Source organism: Candidatus Bathyarchaeota archaeon (assembly GCA_026014805.1).
GTDB lineage: Archaea > Thermoproteota > Bathyarchaeia > Bathyarchaeales > SOJC01 > JAGLZW01.
Map to the genome: position 1 here is coordinate 63,018 of JAOZHR010000010.1, position 18,410 is coordinate 81,427.

Below are 18,410 nucleotides of genomic sequence, written 5' to 3' on the forward strand. Positions count from 1 at the left end.
TAACGTTCTTGCGCACGCATAAATATTTCGCTTTGAGTACCTTTTAGTGCACTGAAATGGAGTTGATGAGAGTGGCATTCAAAGAGGTTTTTTTCTGGCTCATGCTTCTGATGCTGATCCAGAGAAGAGTATATGTGTTGTCGAGACTTCAAAGTGTAAACTCTTTGTGGTTGTGGTCAAGTGTCAAAACCACGCAGTTGAAGTGTGCAGAAGCCTTGTCAGAAAAGAAAAAGTCGATTCCTTCATACTCTGTCCTGGATTTTCCCGTAAAGAAGTTGCATGGATCTCAGAAGTTGTCGGAGGGAATGTTGGAGTTTTTGTTGCGAGAGGAGATGGTCCAAGTAACAGAGCTTCATCAAAGGTAAGATAAAGAAAAGGCTATAGAGGCATGCATGCGACGATACCAAAATGCGAAGGAAGTGGAGGCAAGATTTGTTATACATAGTCCGATAGTCAGCCAAAACCACCATTGATTCCAAATATCGCGAGCATATGTGAATAGCCCAAACACAAATAAAAGGCAAAGCAACTAAAGCTTAGGATGCACGTGTACCTATGGAACATATTGAAATAGCTATTGTTGGTGGTGGACCTGCTGGTGCCTTCTGCGCATACAATCTGGCGAAACATGGTAGTTACCCATCAATCTTTGACGCCTCTCACCCTCGCGAAAAACCTTGTGGTGGAAGGGTTTCTCCTTTTGCGCTTAGAAAATTTCCAATATTGCATAATGTTCCAAAATCAAAAATCTATGTTAATAGATGTTGTTTAGTTTCTCCTAGAGGAGCGAAAGCTCTCGTTTTCGGGAAGATTGGAATGAATATCTCGAGAATGCAATTAGACAGATTTCTTCTGGATACAGCAATAGCTGCAGGGTCAGTACATATAAAGGAAAGAGTTTTAACCATCAGAAGAGAAGATACAAATTGGGTATTGGCAACTAAAAGAAGGAAAATTAGGTCAAAGTTTCTGATTGGAGCAGACGGCGTTAACTCTATGGTGCGAAGGAGAATTCTGGGTCGTATACCTCCTGAGAATCTAGGAATATGCTTTGGTTATTTTGTGACAGGACGTAAGCCTATGTTGATAAAATACCTAGAAGATATCCCTGGTTTCATATGGTCTTTCCCAAGAGAAGACCATACAAGCATAGGAATAGGAAGCGATTTTAGGTATGGAAAGTGCTTAAAACCAGTTTTGAAGCGATTTACTAGGGTTCATTATCGTGGTTTAAAAATCATTTCTGAATGGGCAGCAACTATACCCTCCGTAAAAGATCCTGGGTTCTTAAGACTTCCCTGCGCAGGTGATAATTGGGGGCTAATTGGTGATGCTGCGGGTCATGTTGATCCTATTACTGGCGAGGGTATACTTTATGCTTTATGGGATGGCGAATTACTTGCGAGAGCATTAGAAAAGGGTGATATTGCTCTTTTCGATACTTTTTGGAGGACCGAGTATGGGCAAAACTTGATAGCAGCAATAAAGCTAAGAGATCTGTTGTACAACACTCATGTTCTTGAGATATCGGTTAGATTAGCTGCTGGTAGTAGATCCCATGGCAAGATAATATGTGATATGATAAATCATGAATTAGAGCATCAAATGTTTTATAAAAGAATACTTCATGAATTACCAAAAATCCTATCTGAATATGTTCGTAACATTATAACATCGAGTTGACGCGCGTACATGCGGCCCAGTAATATGTGTGCGCGTGCGTAAACTTGGGTAGAGAGAAATAAGGTTTCGATATTTTCTTCTGATATTAGTAATTGTTGACATTTTGCTCTGGCTTGGTACTATTTACATAAGTAGCGTGCGCGTGGGGGTGGGGCAACGTTGATTTTTGTATTTGCTGGTTTAAACTTTAAGAGACGCCATAACTATCTTATTTTTTGAGGGCTGGTGAGCTGGCGGATGGCTCCGAGCTTACTGAGAGCTTGAGGAAACTCCGTCCACCGTGCAGACTTGCAATATCCGTTAAGGATTTAGGGCGAGAGTCCTGGCAACAGAACAGAAACGAAACGTCCGTCCGTGCGTGTGACGATGATGCATGATAAGTTGCTGAAGGATGCTGGATGTGAAGCGGTGAAACGGCTGTCCTGCAAGGTGAAAGGGCAAATAGACGCTTATGAGGACTGCATGAAGCGTGGGTAGCCCGATTAGCTGAATGCCATCTTTGAACAGAAGGCGGGTTACGACCAGTACACCAGCCCTAGAAGGTTGGGAACCTTTAAATATCTCTACTGCACTAGTTTTTTGAGTTGAAATGCGGTTCTTTGAAGAGTTGCTGAAGTTAGATTCTGATTGGAGAACTTCTGAGTATGCTAGTGTTGAGATGTGGATTCGCAGGTTGCGTCGCAGAGGATCCGTCTCAACTTCAATGGCCTATTTCAAGTTGCTGGCTTGGTTTGTTAGGTTTACAGGGCTTTCCCCTGATGAGTTTGTCAAGTTGCCGAAGGATGATGTGGCTTTTAAGGTTCAAAGTTTTTGTGACAGGTTTAGTGATGAGGGTAAGAATAGCACGGCTTTGAATGCTATGAAGGCTTTGAAGAGTTTTTTGAAGGCTAACAAGTTTAAGCTTGAGGAGTTAGAACTTGACAGTTCCTACAGAGTTATGAAGAGGCCTGAATATGTGCCTAATAAGGAAGAAGTTTACAGAATGGCTACTGTTTGCGGCTTGAAGTGGAGGGCGATAATCTTGTGCTTGTTTCAGTCTGGCTTGAGGAATAGTGCGTTAAGGGCTTTGACGTATGAAATGGTTAAGGATCAGCTGGAAAGCGAAGGGTTTCCAATAAGAGTCCACATAACCAGTGAGTTGAGAAAGGTACTCCCAGATGCCTGCAAGGAAGGCGTGGATTACTGGACATTCTTCGGCGCTGAGGCAAGCGAAGCGTTAAGGCAATATGTGAATTGGAGGAGAGAAAAACGTGGAAAGACCGAAGAGGACGAGCTGCTGTTTCCTTCTGATTCAAGGAGCTTAAGCAAAGAGGATCGGCTGAAGAAGCCCATGGACCAATGGCATTTAACGAGGATTGTAAAGAAAGCTGCTCGGAGAGCAGGAATCAAGAAGTGGCATACCGTAAGAGCTCATAGTCTAAGGAAAACATTCAGATCGGTTCTAGACAGTGGGTATGTCGACGGGGGACAAATGGCAGAAGATGACAAAGAGTATCTGATGGGGCACAAGCTTCCAGGAGCCAAGGCACCATATCACAACGCAAACGTAGACGTCCTAGCTCAGAGATATATGAAACTGAATTGGGCACACGTGCACACTTCTATCGAACAATTAAGAAAGAAACAAGTTGTAGACATGGCGAAGCTACTTGGGTTTTCAGACGAGAAAATAAAGAAAGTTGAAGAAGCCCTAGCCAAGTACGAAAAAGTAGACGAAGCACTTGAAGAAATCAAGAAGCTAAGCCTTGAATCCCACAAAGAAAACGACGAAAGAAACAGCGTGAACAATTATAATGGAAATGGAAACTGCAGCAAAAGTGAAATCACAATAGTTCAAGGAGAACAAAAGCTAATCAGATTCATGAGTGAAGGTTGGGACCTTGTTAAAGAGCTGTCTAATGACCGGTTCATACTAAAGAATTGTTACAACTGATTCCATGTAAGCTTTCAAAATGTCTGCAAAAAAAGACCCACTGCTCTCCAAAAAACGTGAAATAGCCCCCACTGATATCTCCTAAAAAGCAGCCGAAATCCTACAAAAAGTGGCCGGGGTGAGGTAGCCTCGACTGCAGTGGAGATATCTCCCGCACAACCCCATTTTTTCTGCAATATAGCTTCGAATTCTTGGATTTTTCGCGACTTGGGGCAATGAAGGAAAAGCAGGGACTATAGTTTCATTTCTTCTCTTCTCAAATATTCCTTGTACATTTGACGAATATATTTTTGGTCAATTACCTCAAATCGAGGATTCTTTGCGCTATTTGATGCTACTCTTCTAATCTCTTCGATAACAAAAGGAGCTGTTTCACACGGATTCAAATAGAGCACTAATGCATGGTCAATAGAAAACAGTGACCCACACTGGCGGTATAATACATCTCCTTCACCCCTTTGCCTTGAAATAGGATCTGCCTTTATAACGATATATACGCCTTGTTGCAGTGAATAGATTACTTTGTCTGCTATCTCATATCCAGAATGCAGTTTTGGTTCAGTATTTGTTAATTTCGCAAGAATTCTAATCCAACAATCTCCTTGCTTTTTTTCCATACAATCTCTACACTCGTTTTCAGACACACTAGGTTTGCATTTTTCTCTTATTTTGGTTACATAACTCTGAACCTCAAGAGCGTTATCCTTAGGATTCAAAAACGGAAACAATTCCTGAAATTTGAAAAAGGTGGAAGGTGTCAAATTCCTTGCCAAAACACTTTGGATATTGTCCTTTTTTGTTTCATCCGCACATATGAAACAGGCCTCAAGAATCATAGGAGAGCATGACCAATCGACGTGGTGTACACTATTGAGGGCGTGAATGAAGCGATTTGCTATTATTTCTTTGATTCCTGATTCTGTAAGATCTTTCAACCATTGCATTCTTGTTATCAACCGAGCCAAAATAAGAATCTGTCTGCGCGCGTAGTTTTCAACTGGATTTTGGATCCAATTCATCAATTTTGAGACAATTCTAGCACGTAGTTCGCCATGCCCTTCATATTGCCTTAATGCCTTGAGATATATCATCAGGTGATGAGGACTTAAATCTCCATTTTGAACATGTTTTTCCAATTGAGAAGGAAGCCGCTCTTTTACATCAACATATTGGTTAGGCAAGTGTGCAACAGCGGAGGCTAACATAAAATCTACCCACCGCGTATTTGGTGATCTCATGGCCCTTTCCAAGAACCTTTTGGAATATATTAGAAAATCTTCTTTCGCGGATTCATTATGAGGAAAACCAAACCCTGCAACTATTTCGAATGCTGTTGTCCACTCTAACGAATTTTGTCTTTCATTGCCTCTTTCAGTAGGATCACGATACTTATAGTAATCATTTGCTGGATCTCTTTTGAAAAGATTCGGATATCTTTCTAGATAGTTTTCCCATTCTTCCCCCAGAGTTCTAAAGAGGTAATAAGAATTCAAAAAGAAAGTCTTTACGCCATATCTCGGCTCTTCGATGCTTTTCATATACTTATAGTAATTTTTGTTATGTTTGGTTATCCAATAATTAGTTAGATCTAAGTAGTTCATCCTCTTCCCTTCTGATACAATACTGAAAAGCCATGCTTGAAAGAAGTGCTCAAAGAAGACTCGCCCTCTATTATTGATATTAATTCATTATAGGTTATGATTGATACGTCAATTTTGATGTCTTCATTCTCAAGGTTTTCTTTCAGTCTTTTATACAATTGCTCCAAAGGCCAGAAAGCTGCTTTGGAAGATACGCACACTATATCCAAATCGCTGTTTTTTTCTATCGAAAACTTTGCACTCGAAATAGTAGAACCATGTAGTATTAACATTATCGGAGATAAAAACTCAAAATAATTCATCAGTTTATGTCTGGAAATCCCATTTGGCAGCATATTTGGATGGAATTCAACATGAGATTCGATATTTGCCAGTGCATTAACTAATAATTCATAGTTTTTGATCATTCTCGACAGCACGTACACTTCAGTTGTTTGTTTTTGATATTCGATTACTAATTATTAACTATTAACCAAAATCGAATCCGTACCGTGATTAGGCGTTCGACATTAGCGGTAATTGCCCGAATGCACACGCTACACTAAATAAATAGTACTATTCCATGATTCGTCGTTCAGTATTTTATTAGTAGTTGCAGAAACGGAAGCAGGAAAGTTTTGGGTTGGGGTGGGATTTGAACCTCCCACAGAGGAGATATCTCCCGATATGAGACTCTAAATGTCTGTTATCTTCCAACCTATAGATGTACTCCCTGCAATAAAAAGAGATATGGAAGTAAGTTCTAGAATATTTGAAGAGAGACTACACACAGAAATTTTAAAATAAGTGTAACATAATAAGGAGTAGTAGATGTGGCGGGACCGAGAGGATTTGAACCTCTGTTTTAGACTTAGCAGGTCCACGATCTTTCCTGGCTAATCTACGGTCCCGCTGAATGTGTTACTATTCACCTGGGAACACACCACGATTTGTGAAGCGAGTCATTCTTGAGACAAATCGTTCAAAAGTCCGACATTGGTCGTTCACATTGACATTAACGTCTGGGGTGTCTCTTCTACCTGCAACATGATATATCTCCGTCATAAGGTCAGAAACAACTCTGACGCACTCCTCAATTGTTGAACTGTAGCTTCTAAATGTAGCATCTTTCATAATTCTTTCCAACCGTTCGAATGCTTCATCGGACAACGTAATGCGAATAGATTTGAACTCTTCTTGGGACATTTAGAATCCCTCTAGGGACATCATATGTCCCTATAATGTTAAAAGCTTTGTGATCATTTCTGGTGCTTCCCTAGGATAAGTGTTCTCTTATCTTCTTTCTAACAGTTCTTCTCTGGATCCTATGTTTGAAGGATGGATCTAACTGTGCGACTGTCTCTCAGCGTTCTCTACCGTTCGCCAGAACACTTAAAGTGTTAAGAAGCTCAATCTATCCTTCCTTTATATCATAATTCCTAGGAGAAGCTAACACCTATATCGTTATAGTACTACGACCACCCCCCATGTACTTTCTATCCCCTGTTTCATTCATTATCCTGGTACTGTAGTCTTATTCTGTTATAGTAGAAGGTATCCTCTAGGTCAGATAACCTATAACACTATAATAGGTAAAGGGAATAACTACTAAGATTCCAATCAACCAGATTCACCCTGCTGGACCCAGGCACTTCGAGTTAATAATCTAAGTTTCTACTCTCAACCGTTAAGAAGCTAACAGAGAGATTCTAAATGTACAGAGTGGCAATAGAGTCAAAGAACATAGAACAAGGAAACTTAAAAAATATTCTTCTAAGGAAGAGGGAAGAGAAGAAAGAAGATCTGGAAGGGGATAGAAATTGAAGAATAAGTTTTTTAGGTATCAGAAAAAAGAGAGAATGAGATTAGAAGGACTATCAAGTCCATGTTATTTCCCAAGTGATGTAGTCAAAGCTACCTTCAATGTAGTATCTTTTTGAATAGTCATAGATCTGATGTCCACTTAAAGTTCCTATCAAGGCTGCTGGTTCTGTATGCTCTCCGCCACCAGTTGTATGCCAAGTTATAGTGATGGTGACACTGTAAGCACGGTCACTACCGAAGTTTATCATTAGCCCTTCTACATCATGGTAGTCTGTTCCTAACCATATGTCTGTGTAAGTGCTTGTAAGCAATGCTTTAACATCAGGCTCAACTCCCCCTGCTGGTCCCGTTGGTCCTCGAATTCCCTGTATTCCCTGTTCGCCCTGTGCTCCCTGTGAACCTGTGTCTCCTTTAGGTCCTTGAATTAGCCCAAATTGCGTAATGACTATAGTTGAGATGAGACTAGATGCTAGAATTGCAGCAATAAGCCCTGCTACGAATACTGTTTTTGATATTCCTATAGGACTACTTCCTTCCGACATTTCCACCACCGTTATAAGTTCAATGCTTTCTAGCTTAAATTATTTATGCAACATCATACTTTTGCTAATATTTATTGAATCTTCATAAACTATAATTGTTTTGAATGATGTCCTCTAAATCGAATAAAGTTGGTTTCAGTATCAGATCTAACAACCTATTCTTATTGCAAGAGGAAGGTCTGGTTATTAAGAAAAGCAAAGATACAAACTGGAGAAAGAGATTGGAATTCAATCGTGAAATATCGTCTAATACGTTCTATATCGAATCTTGTAGACTCAAAAGATAAGATACATTCTTTGACTGATTTTATGTATGAGACTCTTCATGAAGTTCCAGGAGAAATAGTCGATACAGAGATATACTTAGGAAGAGAAAAGTTGTCTGGACGGATTGATGTCATTAGAAAAACAGAAGAAGGTTACATTATTCAGGAAGAGAAATCATCCGATCCACCAATGGGCGATGGAGTGTGGCCAGACCATTTGCTACAAGTAAGTGCATACGCCTTTCTTGCGGGAGGTGGCTCTAGATATTCGCCTATAGTTGGTGCAATAATTATTTACAATGATTTGAAACCAAGAAAAGTGAAACCAAATCCAGAAAAAGCCAAAGATGTTCTTGAGAAGGTGATACATCTCTTGGAGAGTAATATTCTACCTAAGGCAGAAGAAAATGCTAAGAAGTGTCGCAAGTGTAATTATTATCCACTTTGTCAGATTCTGCCTCAAGAAGGAGAACTAGAAGATGCTGAAATAAAGAACCTCTTCACAAGAGGGAAAGAAGTTCTTAGCATTTCTAGAACCTGATATTGTAATCTGATATTTCCTAATTAGCTAAGTACCACATATAATGTTTTCCAGATCTTCTCTACTAGGCTTTTGAACCTTTTCCACTACAAGTTGAGAAAAAGGGAGTGGGTCTATCTTTCTCCTAAGTACCACCTGATTACTTCTTCATCATCCATAGCATCATAGTCCATAGTAAAGCCTATTCCAGTTCCGTATCCTTGTTCTTTTAAGATCTGTCTAAGAAACTTACCAAAGGCTTTAGTCATAATCTGTACAGTTTCTTCCAAGTTTCCTACTCTACCATTCGATTTAGGTTCTTCCATTCTAAGTGTATTAGATATCTTCTTAGCATCCTCTACTAGACTAACTCCACGAATGTACGTCGCAATGCTAGGATCTATAGCCTTTCCAACCATCATCTTTAAAGACCATATATTGATCCCAAATTGTGTACCAGTTCTCATGAATAGTTTTCTACCTAGATGCCATCCAAAGACTTTACCATTAGTTTCTATACCAGCTTTCTTTGCTAGACTTTGTAATCTTCTCAGTAATTGTTTAGTTGTTATTCCCTGGAAGAGATACTTATTCTCTTGATCAATTATCCTAATGTACTTCGCCATTAGTTCCTGTAGTTCTGAGTCTATGAAGACATGAGCTACTACTTCTTCTTTGCCAGTTTTAACTAAGATTTCTATGGGATCACTGTCTGATACTTGGAAGTCTTTCCACTCTAGTTTTACAGCATCAGAGATTCTAAGTCCTAAGAGCCATATCTTAACCATTACTTTGTCTTCTAAAGATCCTATCTTATACATCTCTCTAGCTTGATCTATTAATAAAATATGGTCCCTGGTAGACTGCTTAGTTCCTCCTGCTCCTAGTCCCTTTCTAAGTTTGATATCTATATTGTTATACCTACAGAACTGGATAACAGAGATTGTATAGGTTCTAGCAGTATTATGACAAAGTTTCTTCTTAATATCTACAAAGAACTGTTCAACTATCTTAGAGGGATCTTTCTCCTTCAATAGATTATCAATAGGTTTACCATACCACGCAATGAACTTCTTTAGCCCAATAGCATAAGATCTCTTAGTCTGACCTGATACCTGAGATCCCAGGAAGGTTTGCATTGTGTATATTCCTTTCACCTCCTGGAAGATTCAGTTTATGAATCTCTAATCAGGAGCTATGATATCAGACACGATATGTCTGTTAGCTCCCGCAAACTCCCATTTTTTCTCACATTCTCAGCTGAATGGAATAAACTCCGCTTTATACCAAATCTTCGACAAAGAAAAAGTCATGCCACGTTTTGAGCACTTTGGGAAAATTCTCTATTTCACTTTTTTCGATGAACCAGCGCTCTTCGTCGGAAAGACCTTCAATCTGTTTGATGAGTCTAAGGATATCTTCCTTTCTTGTGGAGAAATCGGATCTGAGTAGTTCCATCGCTTTTTCGCCATTCATCTTATTGTTTATCATGTTTGCCAAAAGGGCTGTTCGTGCAGCATAGAAACGAACATCGTCCCAGGCATAACTCATCCCTCGCACAAGAAGTGGAAGGAATCTTTGCAGACCTCTTCGTAATATCCTAAATTCCGAATGTGCTCGCGCGCGCTGTCCTTTCCTAGAATGCAACTTTTTTTCAATGATTTCGTCACCAACCTGTGGCGGTAGGCTTGCAACCTGGCATGTAAAAACCAAATCGTCGAAACATTCTCCCGGAGTGAACTTTCTACCGCGAACTCTTGACTGAATGGTCACAGCTTCATAGTACGCCTCAGCACATTCCTTGAAGCTGAAGTCAAGTTTTATGAGTTGGTTTATATCGTGAAAATGTTTTGCGTATTCAAGGCCATTTCGACTATGTACTAATTGGCGGCCAATAGTTGTCGGGCCAATTGTGGAAATTTTGTCTCCAATAAGTGCTCCAACGGTTGGTGTTACGATTTCCACTTGGGAATCGAAAAAAGGAGTTTTTAGAGGGGTTTGAACAGTAGAAAATTCAGGCTTTATTCCCATCGCGTCAAGTAAGAAGACTCGGCTTCGGTCAGTGATAGGCGGTGTCTCAATTCTATAAAGGTAAAATGGGATCTCATCACTAATCCTTGCATCTCTTTGACTATATGAGAATCCCTCTTTATCAAATTTCTGAAAAACTCTTTCGAGAACATTTTCAAACTCTTCTCTTGATAGATCTACGCATATGTCAGCGTCGACGCTCAATCTAGTCCATATACCCCTCTTACTACTCAATATGACTTGGACTGCGGATCCTCCTTTGAATATCAGATCTAATCCTTCCTCTACAAGTTGGCCAAGATACTCAAGACTGAGGATTGCTCTCTCTAGATTAGGTATGCTTCTAATGCCTCCTTCTGACAAGAAAGAGCTAATCTCCTTAGGATCATATGTTGACTTTGTGCCAATTGTCTTAGCAGTGTCGATCATTCTTTATCAGCTCCTTTGACCATTGTCAGAATGTTACGAAGTGTCTCTTTTTCTCGTCTAATCCATAGAACGTCTTCAGGTACGCGAGAGCCGATTCTTGTGTCTTCTCTCTTGAGACTATAAAGGAAAATGAGCATTTCTCGAAAAAGACCTCGTCTCCCTGCATATCTCAGCAAACGATCAAAATTCATCCCGTCTCTTTCGACCATATTTGCAAATATGAGTCCAAGCTCGAAAAGATCAAAACTCAGGCCCATTCTAGTAGTAAGAAAATACAAGTCTAACCATATCCGTTCGGGTGTGGGAATTAGATTGTTTTCAAACCAAACTAATCCGTAGAGTTCTTTCCTTTCAAGGATAAATATCGGCTGTTCTGGGTAGTAGGCATATTCTTGAAAATCTCTCTTGTATGGACGCAATACAGCATGATACCCTTTTTCTAACAGTGCATCACGGATACTCGCAGACAGCATCTTGGATGTTTCGACAAAAATAAGATCTCTGCCGACCGCGTAATGAGCATAGTCACCAAGCATGTTCAAAGACCAGACAACGAAATCTGCCATTGGGAAGCGCTCTCTGAGATCTTGCCCGAGTCGAATGAGTTCTGGAGTGGGTTTGACTATTGCGGTACTCCTTTTCCTGCGTTGATATACCCCTCTTCCTACTCTTTTGACGATTTCCATTCTTGCGAGTCGGCTTAAGTAGTTCTTTGCTGTTATCCAAGAAACGCCTAGGTCTTTTGCGATGTCTTCTATTGAAACTGTCTCATTCTTCGAGACATATTCTATCACTTTTTGTGGCACTGATGATGAAGATCTCATGGAAATCGATATACATTTGTCGATATATATAGTTTGTTGTCAAAAGTATATCCAAATGAGCATTAGCATGTTTTCTCTCTACGCCCACAAGGGCTAGCGATCTCTCCCGCAACCCCCCTTTTTTCACATATAGAGTCTTTGCTAAGCATTCAAATTGAAAAGAATGGTGTTCCAGAGAATTACTCGATAACTGTATCATTGATCACATCATATTCTAGCAATAAATATGAGTTTTCAAGTTTCTTACATTCCTTTAGTTTTAAAGCTTTCAACAAATGCAGTTGAGACTGATCCGTAAGAGAAAAGCCATCAACCAACGAAGACGTTTCCTTTCCCCCAACAATTAACGGCGCCACTACAATTTTCACATGATCAACTAAACCGTTTCGGAAAAATATTGCATTCAAAGTGCCGCCCGATTCAATGGTTATCTTTTCTATCCTATGATGCTTCCTCAATTTCACCAACAAGTCGGCAAAATCAACATCAGTTTCATAATATATTATCTCAATGTTATCGTATTCACTTTTTAGTTCAAATGCAGGATGCTTTGGATTGTTTGTCACAATAAATAAGTTTTCAAGCCAATTACATAGGTAATTGATTCCATGCTTGTTCAAATGCGGTTTTCTATCTACGACCACGAATTTCAATGGTTCCTTTTCTGGCACTTCTTTCTTATTATTGAATCCTACCTTTTCCAATACACGGCCAGAGTTCAGGTAATTTGTCCCTAGCGATTGCTCTACTTGATAATATTGCGCAAATCCTTCTTTAAGCCCTACAATTCTCTTCCAATCTAAATCAGAATCCAGATTATCAGTCGATCCAGTAGTTATTTTTCCATCCAGAGAAATAACTAAACATAATGTTGTTTCTGCTCGTTCAAACATCTTATCCACTTCTAATGATTTTGCTGTCTTCAACAGACCCATCGCAAACAACAGTTTAAAGTCTTTCCGCACACGTTGGATGTGACAGAAGAACCGCGGGATTTCTACACTACTCAAAGAAATGATTTGAGCCCTCCCCACAGTGGCGATGTCCTCTGCAAACCCCCTTTTTCCTTGTGTGTAAAGGATTTTCACATGAGAAAGAACTTCACAACCGTTTTCATCATCAAAACCTTGAAGTATCAGGGCAGATAGGGCAGCGCTTGGAGAAGAAGCAATCCATGGATGTTCAAGATCTCAAACAAAGGGTGGTGTCTTAAGGTGCTGTTCTAATGTAAGGACCAAACGTGTTGCCTTTAGCAGTGACTACCTTGAACTCATACTTGACGCCGGATGTATATCCTCCTGTGCGGGTCACGGTGAGCGTCACTGTGCTGCCTGGTTCCAATGTATGGGGCGTAGTGATACCATCATCAGCACATGCCACATCGTTTACTCGAACCTCACTAATTGAGAGGTCTGACGAACCAGTGTTCTTGATTTGAATCAGACAGTATGCATTATTTGTACCCCATGTATAGCTCGTGAATGAAAGTTCTTCTGTTTGCATGAATGTGAATGTTACTTCGACATAAGCCTCTTCATAATAGAGGTTATTTTCTGTAAAAATCGTTATAATCACTTTTGTGCCTCCATCGCTGGAAGTGAGGTTAAAGGGGCTTTTGACATACAAGACAACTGTCCACGCAGATCTCAGTGTTAATTCACCAGTAGCTTGCTGGAAAGTTCGTTGGATTCCATCGATGACGATGTTGAAGGAAGAGCTGGACAATTCCACGGGTGTTGGCTCTAGCTCGTTTGATATTGGACCCGTGTCAGTTTTCCAATAGTAGACATCACTCCAGTCGCACTCTATCCCTCGTATGGTGATTTTGCGAATTATGGCATCTCGTTCTCCGGTGTTGAGCACAACGATTGCCGCCTCAATCCATCCGCTTTGGTTGCCCCAAACGTGTTGATTCGATAATTCGAGAGTTTCCTCCTGGGCATCACTGCTACTACCACCATTAAACGATTGAAGCAGAATTATCCCTGAAGCTACGCCTCCAAAAAACATAATCAGAGCTAATGCAACAATTTTGCTGCTAAATGCAGTAACATTGCCAGATTCGACAGCAGTTTTCATGTTTAGGTTGTTTAGCGATGCGAGATTTTGACTTTTATGAAGCCGGAGTTCATGTGCATGCATTCTAATATGTCCGTTTTCAGATACTGTTCCTTACAGACCCCCGCGAGAAATCTTTCTTCGAGGCTCAGGCTAATTTGCCATTTGTCTTCTAATGATATTCTATCAGGTTTCCAGTTTTTAGAAAAAAAGAGGCTTTTCCGCTATAAACACTAATGTTCAAACCTTGAAAATGAATCCTGACTTCATAAAAGCCAAAATTCAATCATTAGATTTCTTATATGTGAATATCACTACTGAATCTTCCAATTCAACCAGTGCTATTAGTGGCAAAGTTGTTGCATTAGCTTTTACTGTCTTCGTTGGCGGCGTAGCTTCTGGAATTTTTCTGATCCAACTGCAAAATAACAACGCTAATAGCAGCACTCAAGAGGAAATACTGGATGTAACTAATCAACACATCTGGTGTAATCAAACCGGGTGGGCTGAGGCAGCAGTCGTCGTGACAAATACTGGGGAGAAGGATGTTGTACTTCGCAAAATCACGATTCGAGGTATAGAATGTAGCTGGGGTAATGTATATTATTGGAAAACGGATACAGGTCCCGTATCGAGTGAGTTGGAGCAAACACTCATTGAATTGTCTGGCAGTTCCTTTGACATTCTAATCGATGGAACGCAACAAACCTTTCAGCAAGCTACAACTGAACCGACACTACGATCTGGCTGGACAATTGTTCTGTACATAAAGCAGCCATACAACATAACATTAAGTGACGATGGCTCCAAGGTGATAATAGCTGTTTTTACATATGACAAGCTGTACTACACAGAAGCTTATGTGGTTGCGCAACAAATAGAAGCAGGTGGAGCTATTCTAGACGTTGAAAACATATATTGGAACGCCACCGCCAAAACAACCAGCATAGCTGTCAAAAACATAGGAACAAGCGACGCAAAAATCGTCCGCCTTTACATAGGCAGCACAGTTTCAAATCTCCTAGAAGTCACAGTCAATACAGATCTCAGCACGGCAGGAAGACTCCTTGCAGTCGACCAAACGATAACAATAGTTCTTGACTGGCCAAACAACTTAGCGTCTTCATGGACAAGCGGCAAAACGTACTACTTTAATATCGCACCCGAAGCGGGAACACCAAAAGAATTCACTTGGAAATCACCATCATCCTGATTTGCATACATTTCCTGGCGCAGAAAATGACTAGTAGAGAATCTCTGGCTGCAGTGGAGATATCTCCCACATCTTCCTCATTTTTTCTCTTTCGCGTTATGTCCTTCTTAACATTACGCCTTCCCAGTAGCGAATTTCGTCTGCGGAGCCAAAAATTTTAGAAACTTCAGATGATATAAGCTAAGATACGTTTCAGGGGAGGTAGCAGACTTTGAGTATTCTAAATCAACTGAAAAGAGAAAAAACTAGAGCGATAGCTATAGCCGCGTTCGAATTAGTTTTGGGCTTAACTATGATGCATGCATGCACCTAAATTCATGCAAATACCAGCCAGCTTTGATATGAAAGAATCAATTCAAAGGATGAAAGAATTCAAGAAGTCTTTTCCTGCCCCAGTACCCGACTTCACTGCGTCATATTTTTTATTTCAACTATCCAAAGAGCCACCTACAACGATAAGAAATCTCATTAATAAAAGTCTTCATACGCTTAATAGTCAACTAAGTAAATATGCTAAACCACTTTCCACGAACGACTTACTATACTTGGTTAGGGTATGGGCTTTCTTTTCAGAGAAAAGCAACGCAGTGAATGAGTTTTATAGATACTATTCGAGAGGATTGGACAAAATCTTGACTGCTAATCCATTGAATAAGAGGGATATCTATCAAAGTGTTCTCTTTCATTTTGCATGCATGAATGGACTAAGCTTCATGACCTTAGGAGGATAGTTGATATCATTTCGGTAGCCTCTAACGGGCATGTATGGACACCTTTTTTCATGATCCAAAAAGGGGCCTTAACTCAATGGAATGAAGGCGTGAAAGGAAGCGACTTTAGTGGTTCAATTGGAGTAGTACGCACCAAACAAAAATCAATCTTCATGAACCGCGTAAGAAAGGGATTAGGTATCCGAAATAATACCGTTTTTGAGTCCGTATGTCGATCCCTAAGGCAGGAGGAAGACTATGGATTGGAATTTCGTCTTGTAAGGTTGTTTTCTTCATTGGAGATGCTGGTTGGTCCTTCGGGAATTGGTTGCGGTATGAGAATTGCATGGTTGTTGGAAAAGGAACCCGAACTGCATGCATGCCTCACAAATCCAGAATCGAAGAGGGCAGAGATGGGCACTATGCATATCGGGCCCCCTCCACCGGAGTAGTCATAGATGATTGCGTAATCGTTCTTCCAGTCTTCGCGCCATACAATTCGAAGCCTTCCTCCAAACTCTGAAGATCGTACAACATGCAAGACTCGACCTCCTCGAATCCATATGTTTCTCCCTTTTTTCTCGTATCCGAAATTCAGTATCTCCTTCAACCATTTCTTAATAGCCTCCTATGTTTTTCAATAGCTTCTATCCTTCCACCTACACCCACCATCGAAGTTAGTGCAACCTCGATATAGTTCTCTTGTCTTCCTAGCCCTCCGCCACACCAATGGTGATCCACATGAAGGGCATATGCCTGCTGATCGCCCTCTGATAGCTCCAGCTTGATCTTGAGACACCATTTTTTCTGTGTTCTTCTTGCTTCTCTTATGCCAAAAGAAGAGAGGAAGATCGTACAACTCGTAAGCATTTGTGCAGAAATACTTCGCTACCATTTCGCTTGCAGCAATCAAGCTGTCTATATCATTTCCGGCTTGCTGTATCAGATTAAGATTGGTTAACTCCATTCTTACATGGCTGTCAGGAATACAACATACTATAGGATTGTACTGATATCTCCCAGTTTCTTTGAACTGAATTCTCAGCTCTCTGAAGATCAGGAAGGATTTCACTGTGAAATATGCCTTTGCCTTGTATTCTCTTGGATTGAAGATACCGTAGAGCTGCCTGAGTCGATTAATGTCAATCTCCTTGTTACCAATCCCTGGGAGTTCTAGTACTCTTCTGATTTCTTGCCACACATTCCCTCTCTGGGTTTTTCCAGTGGCTATGAACTTGAGTAAAACGAAGGTATTCGGATTCTGGATCCCCTTGTACGCAATATTCTTTAAATCTTCACGAAATTCACCTTTTGATTCTGCTTCCCTGAAATGCTCTAACGTGTAGTCTTTTTTGATAGTTTGAAAAACCTGTTCTCCTTTACCAGCTTCATAAGTGGGTTCATTATTCCACAATGCTGCAAGCACAAATAGATGAAATAGCTGGTCTTCATCCAACTCGCCTTTACAGTTCAGTTTTATTCCGAGCTTTCCAGCCCATGATAATAATCGCTTGTTCTGCACCCTGTCACTATGATGTTTCATAAACCATTCTGCTATTTCAGCACATTCAATGGAGTTCAATCAGTTCCCGCAGTGTAAGTTCTTGTCCTTTTGACTTTAATGTTTTGAGGGATTTTTTGATGCCGGTTGTCTACGGAAAGGGAAATGGAGGAGTTTTCTCGGTGACATAATGCTTATAGCTGCACTCCTTCCTTACCTGAATTAATGTCACCCTGTATGTTTATGATCTTGGGTTTGGGGTTATAGACAACGCTGAAAATAAACAAGCTGCTGGGCAACAAAGTCGTGCTTGCCGGAGATTCACTACTTGATCCCATCTATCTCACTAAAATCGCAATTATGCTTAAGGCCTTTGGTGCCATCGCTGCCGTAAATAAAGTGGATTATCTCTATTTGCAGGCTCTTCATGGCGGAGATATCCCTGATATTGACGGCGTCGCAGGTATTGACGCTGACTACACCTACCAAGACACGATCATTGAACAGAACGATCGAAGTCTAGAAGATATTATGAGTCCTACGACAACGATTGCGTCAGAAAGAGGCTCCTTAGCCCTCACGCATGCTCTCATAGAGCACAGGATCTTTGAACTCTACAATTTCGGGAACAATTATCCTGATGGAATTTGCTTTCTACAGACTGGCGACCCGAACAAAGGCAGTTCTAAACCAGCACATGAGCAAAAGCCTTCTTTTTACGGTGAAGGATCGCTTGTTGGAGACGTGCTTTTCGGCACTCCCGAAAGTCTTCAATGGCGGAGCTTTCTTGAGAAACTTCCGGTACAATATAGCGAGGATTTGTCAACCGCGGATTTCTCAAACAGGCAGATATGGACTCGTGTTGCTGCCGTAGGAAGATGCGCAAGAACCAAGGAACCGCTACTAACACACAGCTCTTGGACCGCCGATTGGTTGCAGAAAGCTGACCTGATGAAATTTTCCCGGCTGCCAATCGAGGAGGCGTGCCCGATACTAAATCAGACAGTGACATCTCAAGCAAGTCGTCTCACAGTAGAAGCTTTTGCTGCTTCCTTAGATGACCTCATTGCTCAAGCACTCATTCGTGATGCTGTCGAAGAATTGAAGCGAATCGATCATCAAATGCAACGTGCTCGTAGGGAGGACAGTCTGCTATTGATCCTAAAACTCATTGTAAGCGGGGTTGCTGGTGTAGTTTCCCTCCATCCTGCAGTCGGATCGGCAGTGACTCTTTGCTCATACCTGTACCAACGCTTGAGATTCTTAGGAAAGTAACGTGCATTGCAGAAGATCCAA

At 40.8% G+C, this 18,410-nt stretch carries 17 protein-coding genes, 1 tRNA gene and 1 other RNA gene; 8 read left to right on the top strand and 11 right to left on the bottom strand.

Annotation, left to right across the window (positions count from 1 at the left end; all coding sequences use genetic code 11):
- The first annotated feature begins 94 nt into the window (after positions 1-94).
- The 4 genes from NWE91_02630 to NWE91_02645 all read left to right on the top strand — a co-directional run bounded on the left by NWE91_02630 (position 95) and on the right by NWE91_02645 (position 3,616).
- Positions 95-370: a DUF6506 family protein gene (locus tag NWE91_02630; GenBank protein ID MCW3985291.1), complete on the top strand. Its 276-nt coding sequence runs from the start codon at positions 95-97 to the stop codon at positions 368-370.
- Between the two features lie 185 nt (positions 371-555).
- Entirely contained in the window at positions 556-1,683 is a 1,128-nt protein-coding gene (locus NWE91_02635; protein ID MCW3985292.1) for an NAD(P)/FAD-dependent oxidoreductase, read from the top strand.
- Positions 1,684-1,908: 225 nt separating this feature from the next.
- An RNA gene (rnpB, locus tag NWE91_02640) (RNase P RNA component) lies at positions 1,909-2,213 on the top strand.
- A gap of 59 nt (positions 2,214-2,272) precedes the next feature.
- Positions 2,273-3,616, top strand: a complete 1,344-nt coding sequence (locus tag NWE91_02645) for a site-specific integrase (protein ID MCW3985293.1) — start codon at positions 2,273-2,275, stop codon at positions 3,614-3,616.
- A 233-nt stretch (positions 3,617-3,849) separates the two neighbouring features.
- Here the strand turns inward: NWE91_02645 and NWE91_02650 are convergent, their stop codons facing one another.
- The 5 genes from NWE91_02650 to NWE91_02670 all read right to left on the bottom strand — a co-directional run bounded on the left by NWE91_02650 (position 3,850) and on the right by NWE91_02670 (position 7,562).
- Positions 3,850-5,217: a hypothetical protein gene (locus tag NWE91_02650; protein MCW3985294.1), complete on the bottom strand. Its 1,368-nt coding sequence runs from the start codon at positions 5,215-5,217 to the stop codon at positions 3,850-3,852.
- Positions 5,214-5,624, bottom strand: a complete 411-nt coding sequence (locus NWE91_02655) for a hypothetical protein (GenBank protein MCW3985295.1) — start codon at positions 5,622-5,624, stop codon at positions 5,214-5,216. Before NWE91_02655 ends, NWE91_02650 begins: the two co-directional genes overlap by 4 nt.
- Before the next feature lie 406 nt (positions 5,625-6,030).
- A tRNA-Ser gene (locus NWE91_02660) sits at positions 6,031-6,107 on the bottom strand.
- Positions 6,108-6,120: 13 nt separating this feature from the next.
- On the bottom strand, positions 6,121-6,402 hold the full coding sequence (locus NWE91_02665; GenBank protein ID MCW3985296.1) for a hypothetical protein: 282 nt from the start codon (positions 6,400-6,402) through the stop codon (positions 6,121-6,123).
- Between the two features lie 671 nt (positions 6,403-7,073).
- Entirely contained in the window at positions 7,074-7,562 is a 489-nt protein-coding gene (locus tag NWE91_02670; protein ID MCW3985297.1) for a collagen-like protein, read from the bottom strand.
- 129 nt (positions 7,563-7,691) lie between these two features.
- Between NWE91_02670 and cas4 the strand changes: the two genes are divergently transcribed.
- Positions 7,692-8,369, top strand: a complete 678-nt coding sequence (gene cas4, locus NWE91_02675; protein ID MCW3985298.1) for a CRISPR-associated protein Cas4 — start codon at positions 7,692-7,694, stop codon at positions 8,367-8,369.
- Positions 8,370-8,482: 113 nt separating this feature from the next.
- On the opposite strand, the gene NWE91_02680 is transcribed toward cas4, so the two are convergent.
- The 5 genes from NWE91_02680 to NWE91_02700 form a co-directional block, all read right to left on the bottom strand.
- Complete coding sequence (locus tag NWE91_02680) at positions 8,483-9,505, bottom strand: tyrosine-type recombinase/integrase (protein MCW3985299.1); 1,023 nt, start codon at positions 9,503-9,505, stop codon at positions 8,483-8,485.
- Between the two features lie 124 nt (positions 9,506-9,629).
- Positions 9,630-10,808 carry a nucleotidyl transferase AbiEii/AbiGii toxin family protein gene (locus NWE91_02685; protein MCW3985300.1) on the bottom strand — a complete coding sequence of 393 codons (1,179 nt, stop codon included), beginning with the start codon at positions 10,806-10,808 and terminating at the stop codon, positions 9,630-9,632.
- The gene (locus tag NWE91_02690) at positions 10,805-11,614 is read right to left on the bottom strand and encodes a winged helix-turn-helix transcriptional regulator (protein ID MCW3985301.1); all 810 of its coding nucleotides are present in this window, start codon (positions 11,612-11,614) and stop codon (positions 10,805-10,807) included. The genes NWE91_02685 and NWE91_02690 overlap by 4 nt, the downstream gene beginning before the upstream one ends.
- A 197-nt stretch (positions 11,615-11,811) precedes the next feature.
- On the bottom strand, positions 11,812-12,558 hold the full coding sequence (locus tag NWE91_02695; GenBank protein ID MCW3985302.1) for a dihydrofolate reductase family protein: 747 nt from the start codon (positions 12,556-12,558) through the stop codon (positions 11,812-11,814).
- A gap of 283 nt (positions 12,559-12,841) precedes the next feature.
- Positions 12,842-13,774, bottom strand: a complete 933-nt coding sequence (locus NWE91_02700; protein ID MCW3985303.1) for a hypothetical protein — start codon at positions 13,772-13,774, stop codon at positions 12,842-12,844.
- A gap of 163 nt (positions 13,775-13,937) precedes the next feature.
- Between NWE91_02700 and NWE91_02705 the strand changes: the two genes are divergently transcribed.
- A complete protein-coding gene (locus NWE91_02705) occupies positions 13,938-14,903 on the top strand; it encodes a hypothetical protein (protein MCW3985304.1) in 966 nt (321 codons plus the stop codon).
- A gap of 781 nt (positions 14,904-15,684) precedes the next feature.
- Positions 15,685-16,065, top strand: a complete 381-nt coding sequence (locus tag NWE91_02710) for a hypothetical protein (protein ID MCW3985305.1) — start codon at positions 15,685-15,687, stop codon at positions 16,063-16,065.
- Positions 16,066-16,250: 185 nt separating this feature from the next.
- Here NWE91_02710 and NWE91_02715 read toward each other — a convergent pair whose 3' ends face one another.
- Positions 16,251-17,195: an ogr/Delta-like zinc finger family protein gene (locus NWE91_02715; protein MCW3985306.1), complete on the bottom strand. Its 945-nt coding sequence runs from the start codon at positions 17,193-17,195 to the stop codon at positions 16,251-16,253.
- Positions 17,196-17,420: 225 nt separating this feature from the next.
- Between NWE91_02715 and NWE91_02720 the strand changes: the two genes are divergently transcribed.
- The gene (locus NWE91_02720; GenBank protein ID MCW3985307.1) at positions 17,421-18,389 is read left to right on the top strand and encodes a hypothetical protein; all 969 of its coding nucleotides are present in this window, start codon (positions 17,421-17,423) and stop codon (positions 18,387-18,389) included.
- Positions 18,390-18,410: the final 21 nt, after the last annotated feature.

What these genes read in the sequence shown, in the direction of transcription:
- NWE91_02665 (MCW3985296.1), bottom strand. Translation starts at nt 6,402, where the DNA reads ATGTCCCAAGAAGAGTTCAAATCTATTCGCATTACGTTGTCCGATGAA.
- NWE91_02685 (MCW3985300.1), bottom strand. Translation starts at nt 10,808, where the DNA reads ATGATCGACACTGCTAAGACAATTGGCACAAAGTCAACATATGATCCT.
- NWE91_02700 (MCW3985303.1), bottom strand. Translation starts at nt 13,774, where the DNA reads ATGCATGCACATGAACTCCGGCTTCATAAAAGTCAAAATCTCGCATCG.
- NWE91_02645 (MCW3985293.1), top strand. Translation starts at nt 2,273, where the DNA reads ATGCGGTTCTTTGAAGAGTTGCTGAAGTTAGATTCTGATTGGAGAACT.
- NWE91_02655 (MCW3985295.1), bottom strand. Translation starts at nt 5,624, where the DNA reads ATGATCAAAAACTATGAATTATTAGTTAATGCACTGGCAAATATCGAA.
- NWE91_02635 (MCW3985292.1), top strand. Translation starts at nt 556, where the DNA reads ATGGAACATATTGAAATAGCTATTGTTGGTGGTGGACCTGCTGGTGCC.
- NWE91_02670 (MCW3985297.1), bottom strand. Translation starts at nt 7,562, where the DNA reads ATGTCGGAAGGAAGTAGTCCTATAGGAATATCAAAAACAGTATTCGTA.
- NWE91_02710 (MCW3985305.1), top strand. Translation starts at nt 15,685, where the DNA reads ATGATCCAAAAAGGGGCCTTAACTCAATGGAATGAAGGCGTGAAAGGA.
- NWE91_02650 (MCW3985294.1), bottom strand. Translation starts at nt 5,217, where the DNA reads ATGAACTACTTAGATCTAACTAATTATTGGATAACCAAACATAACAAA.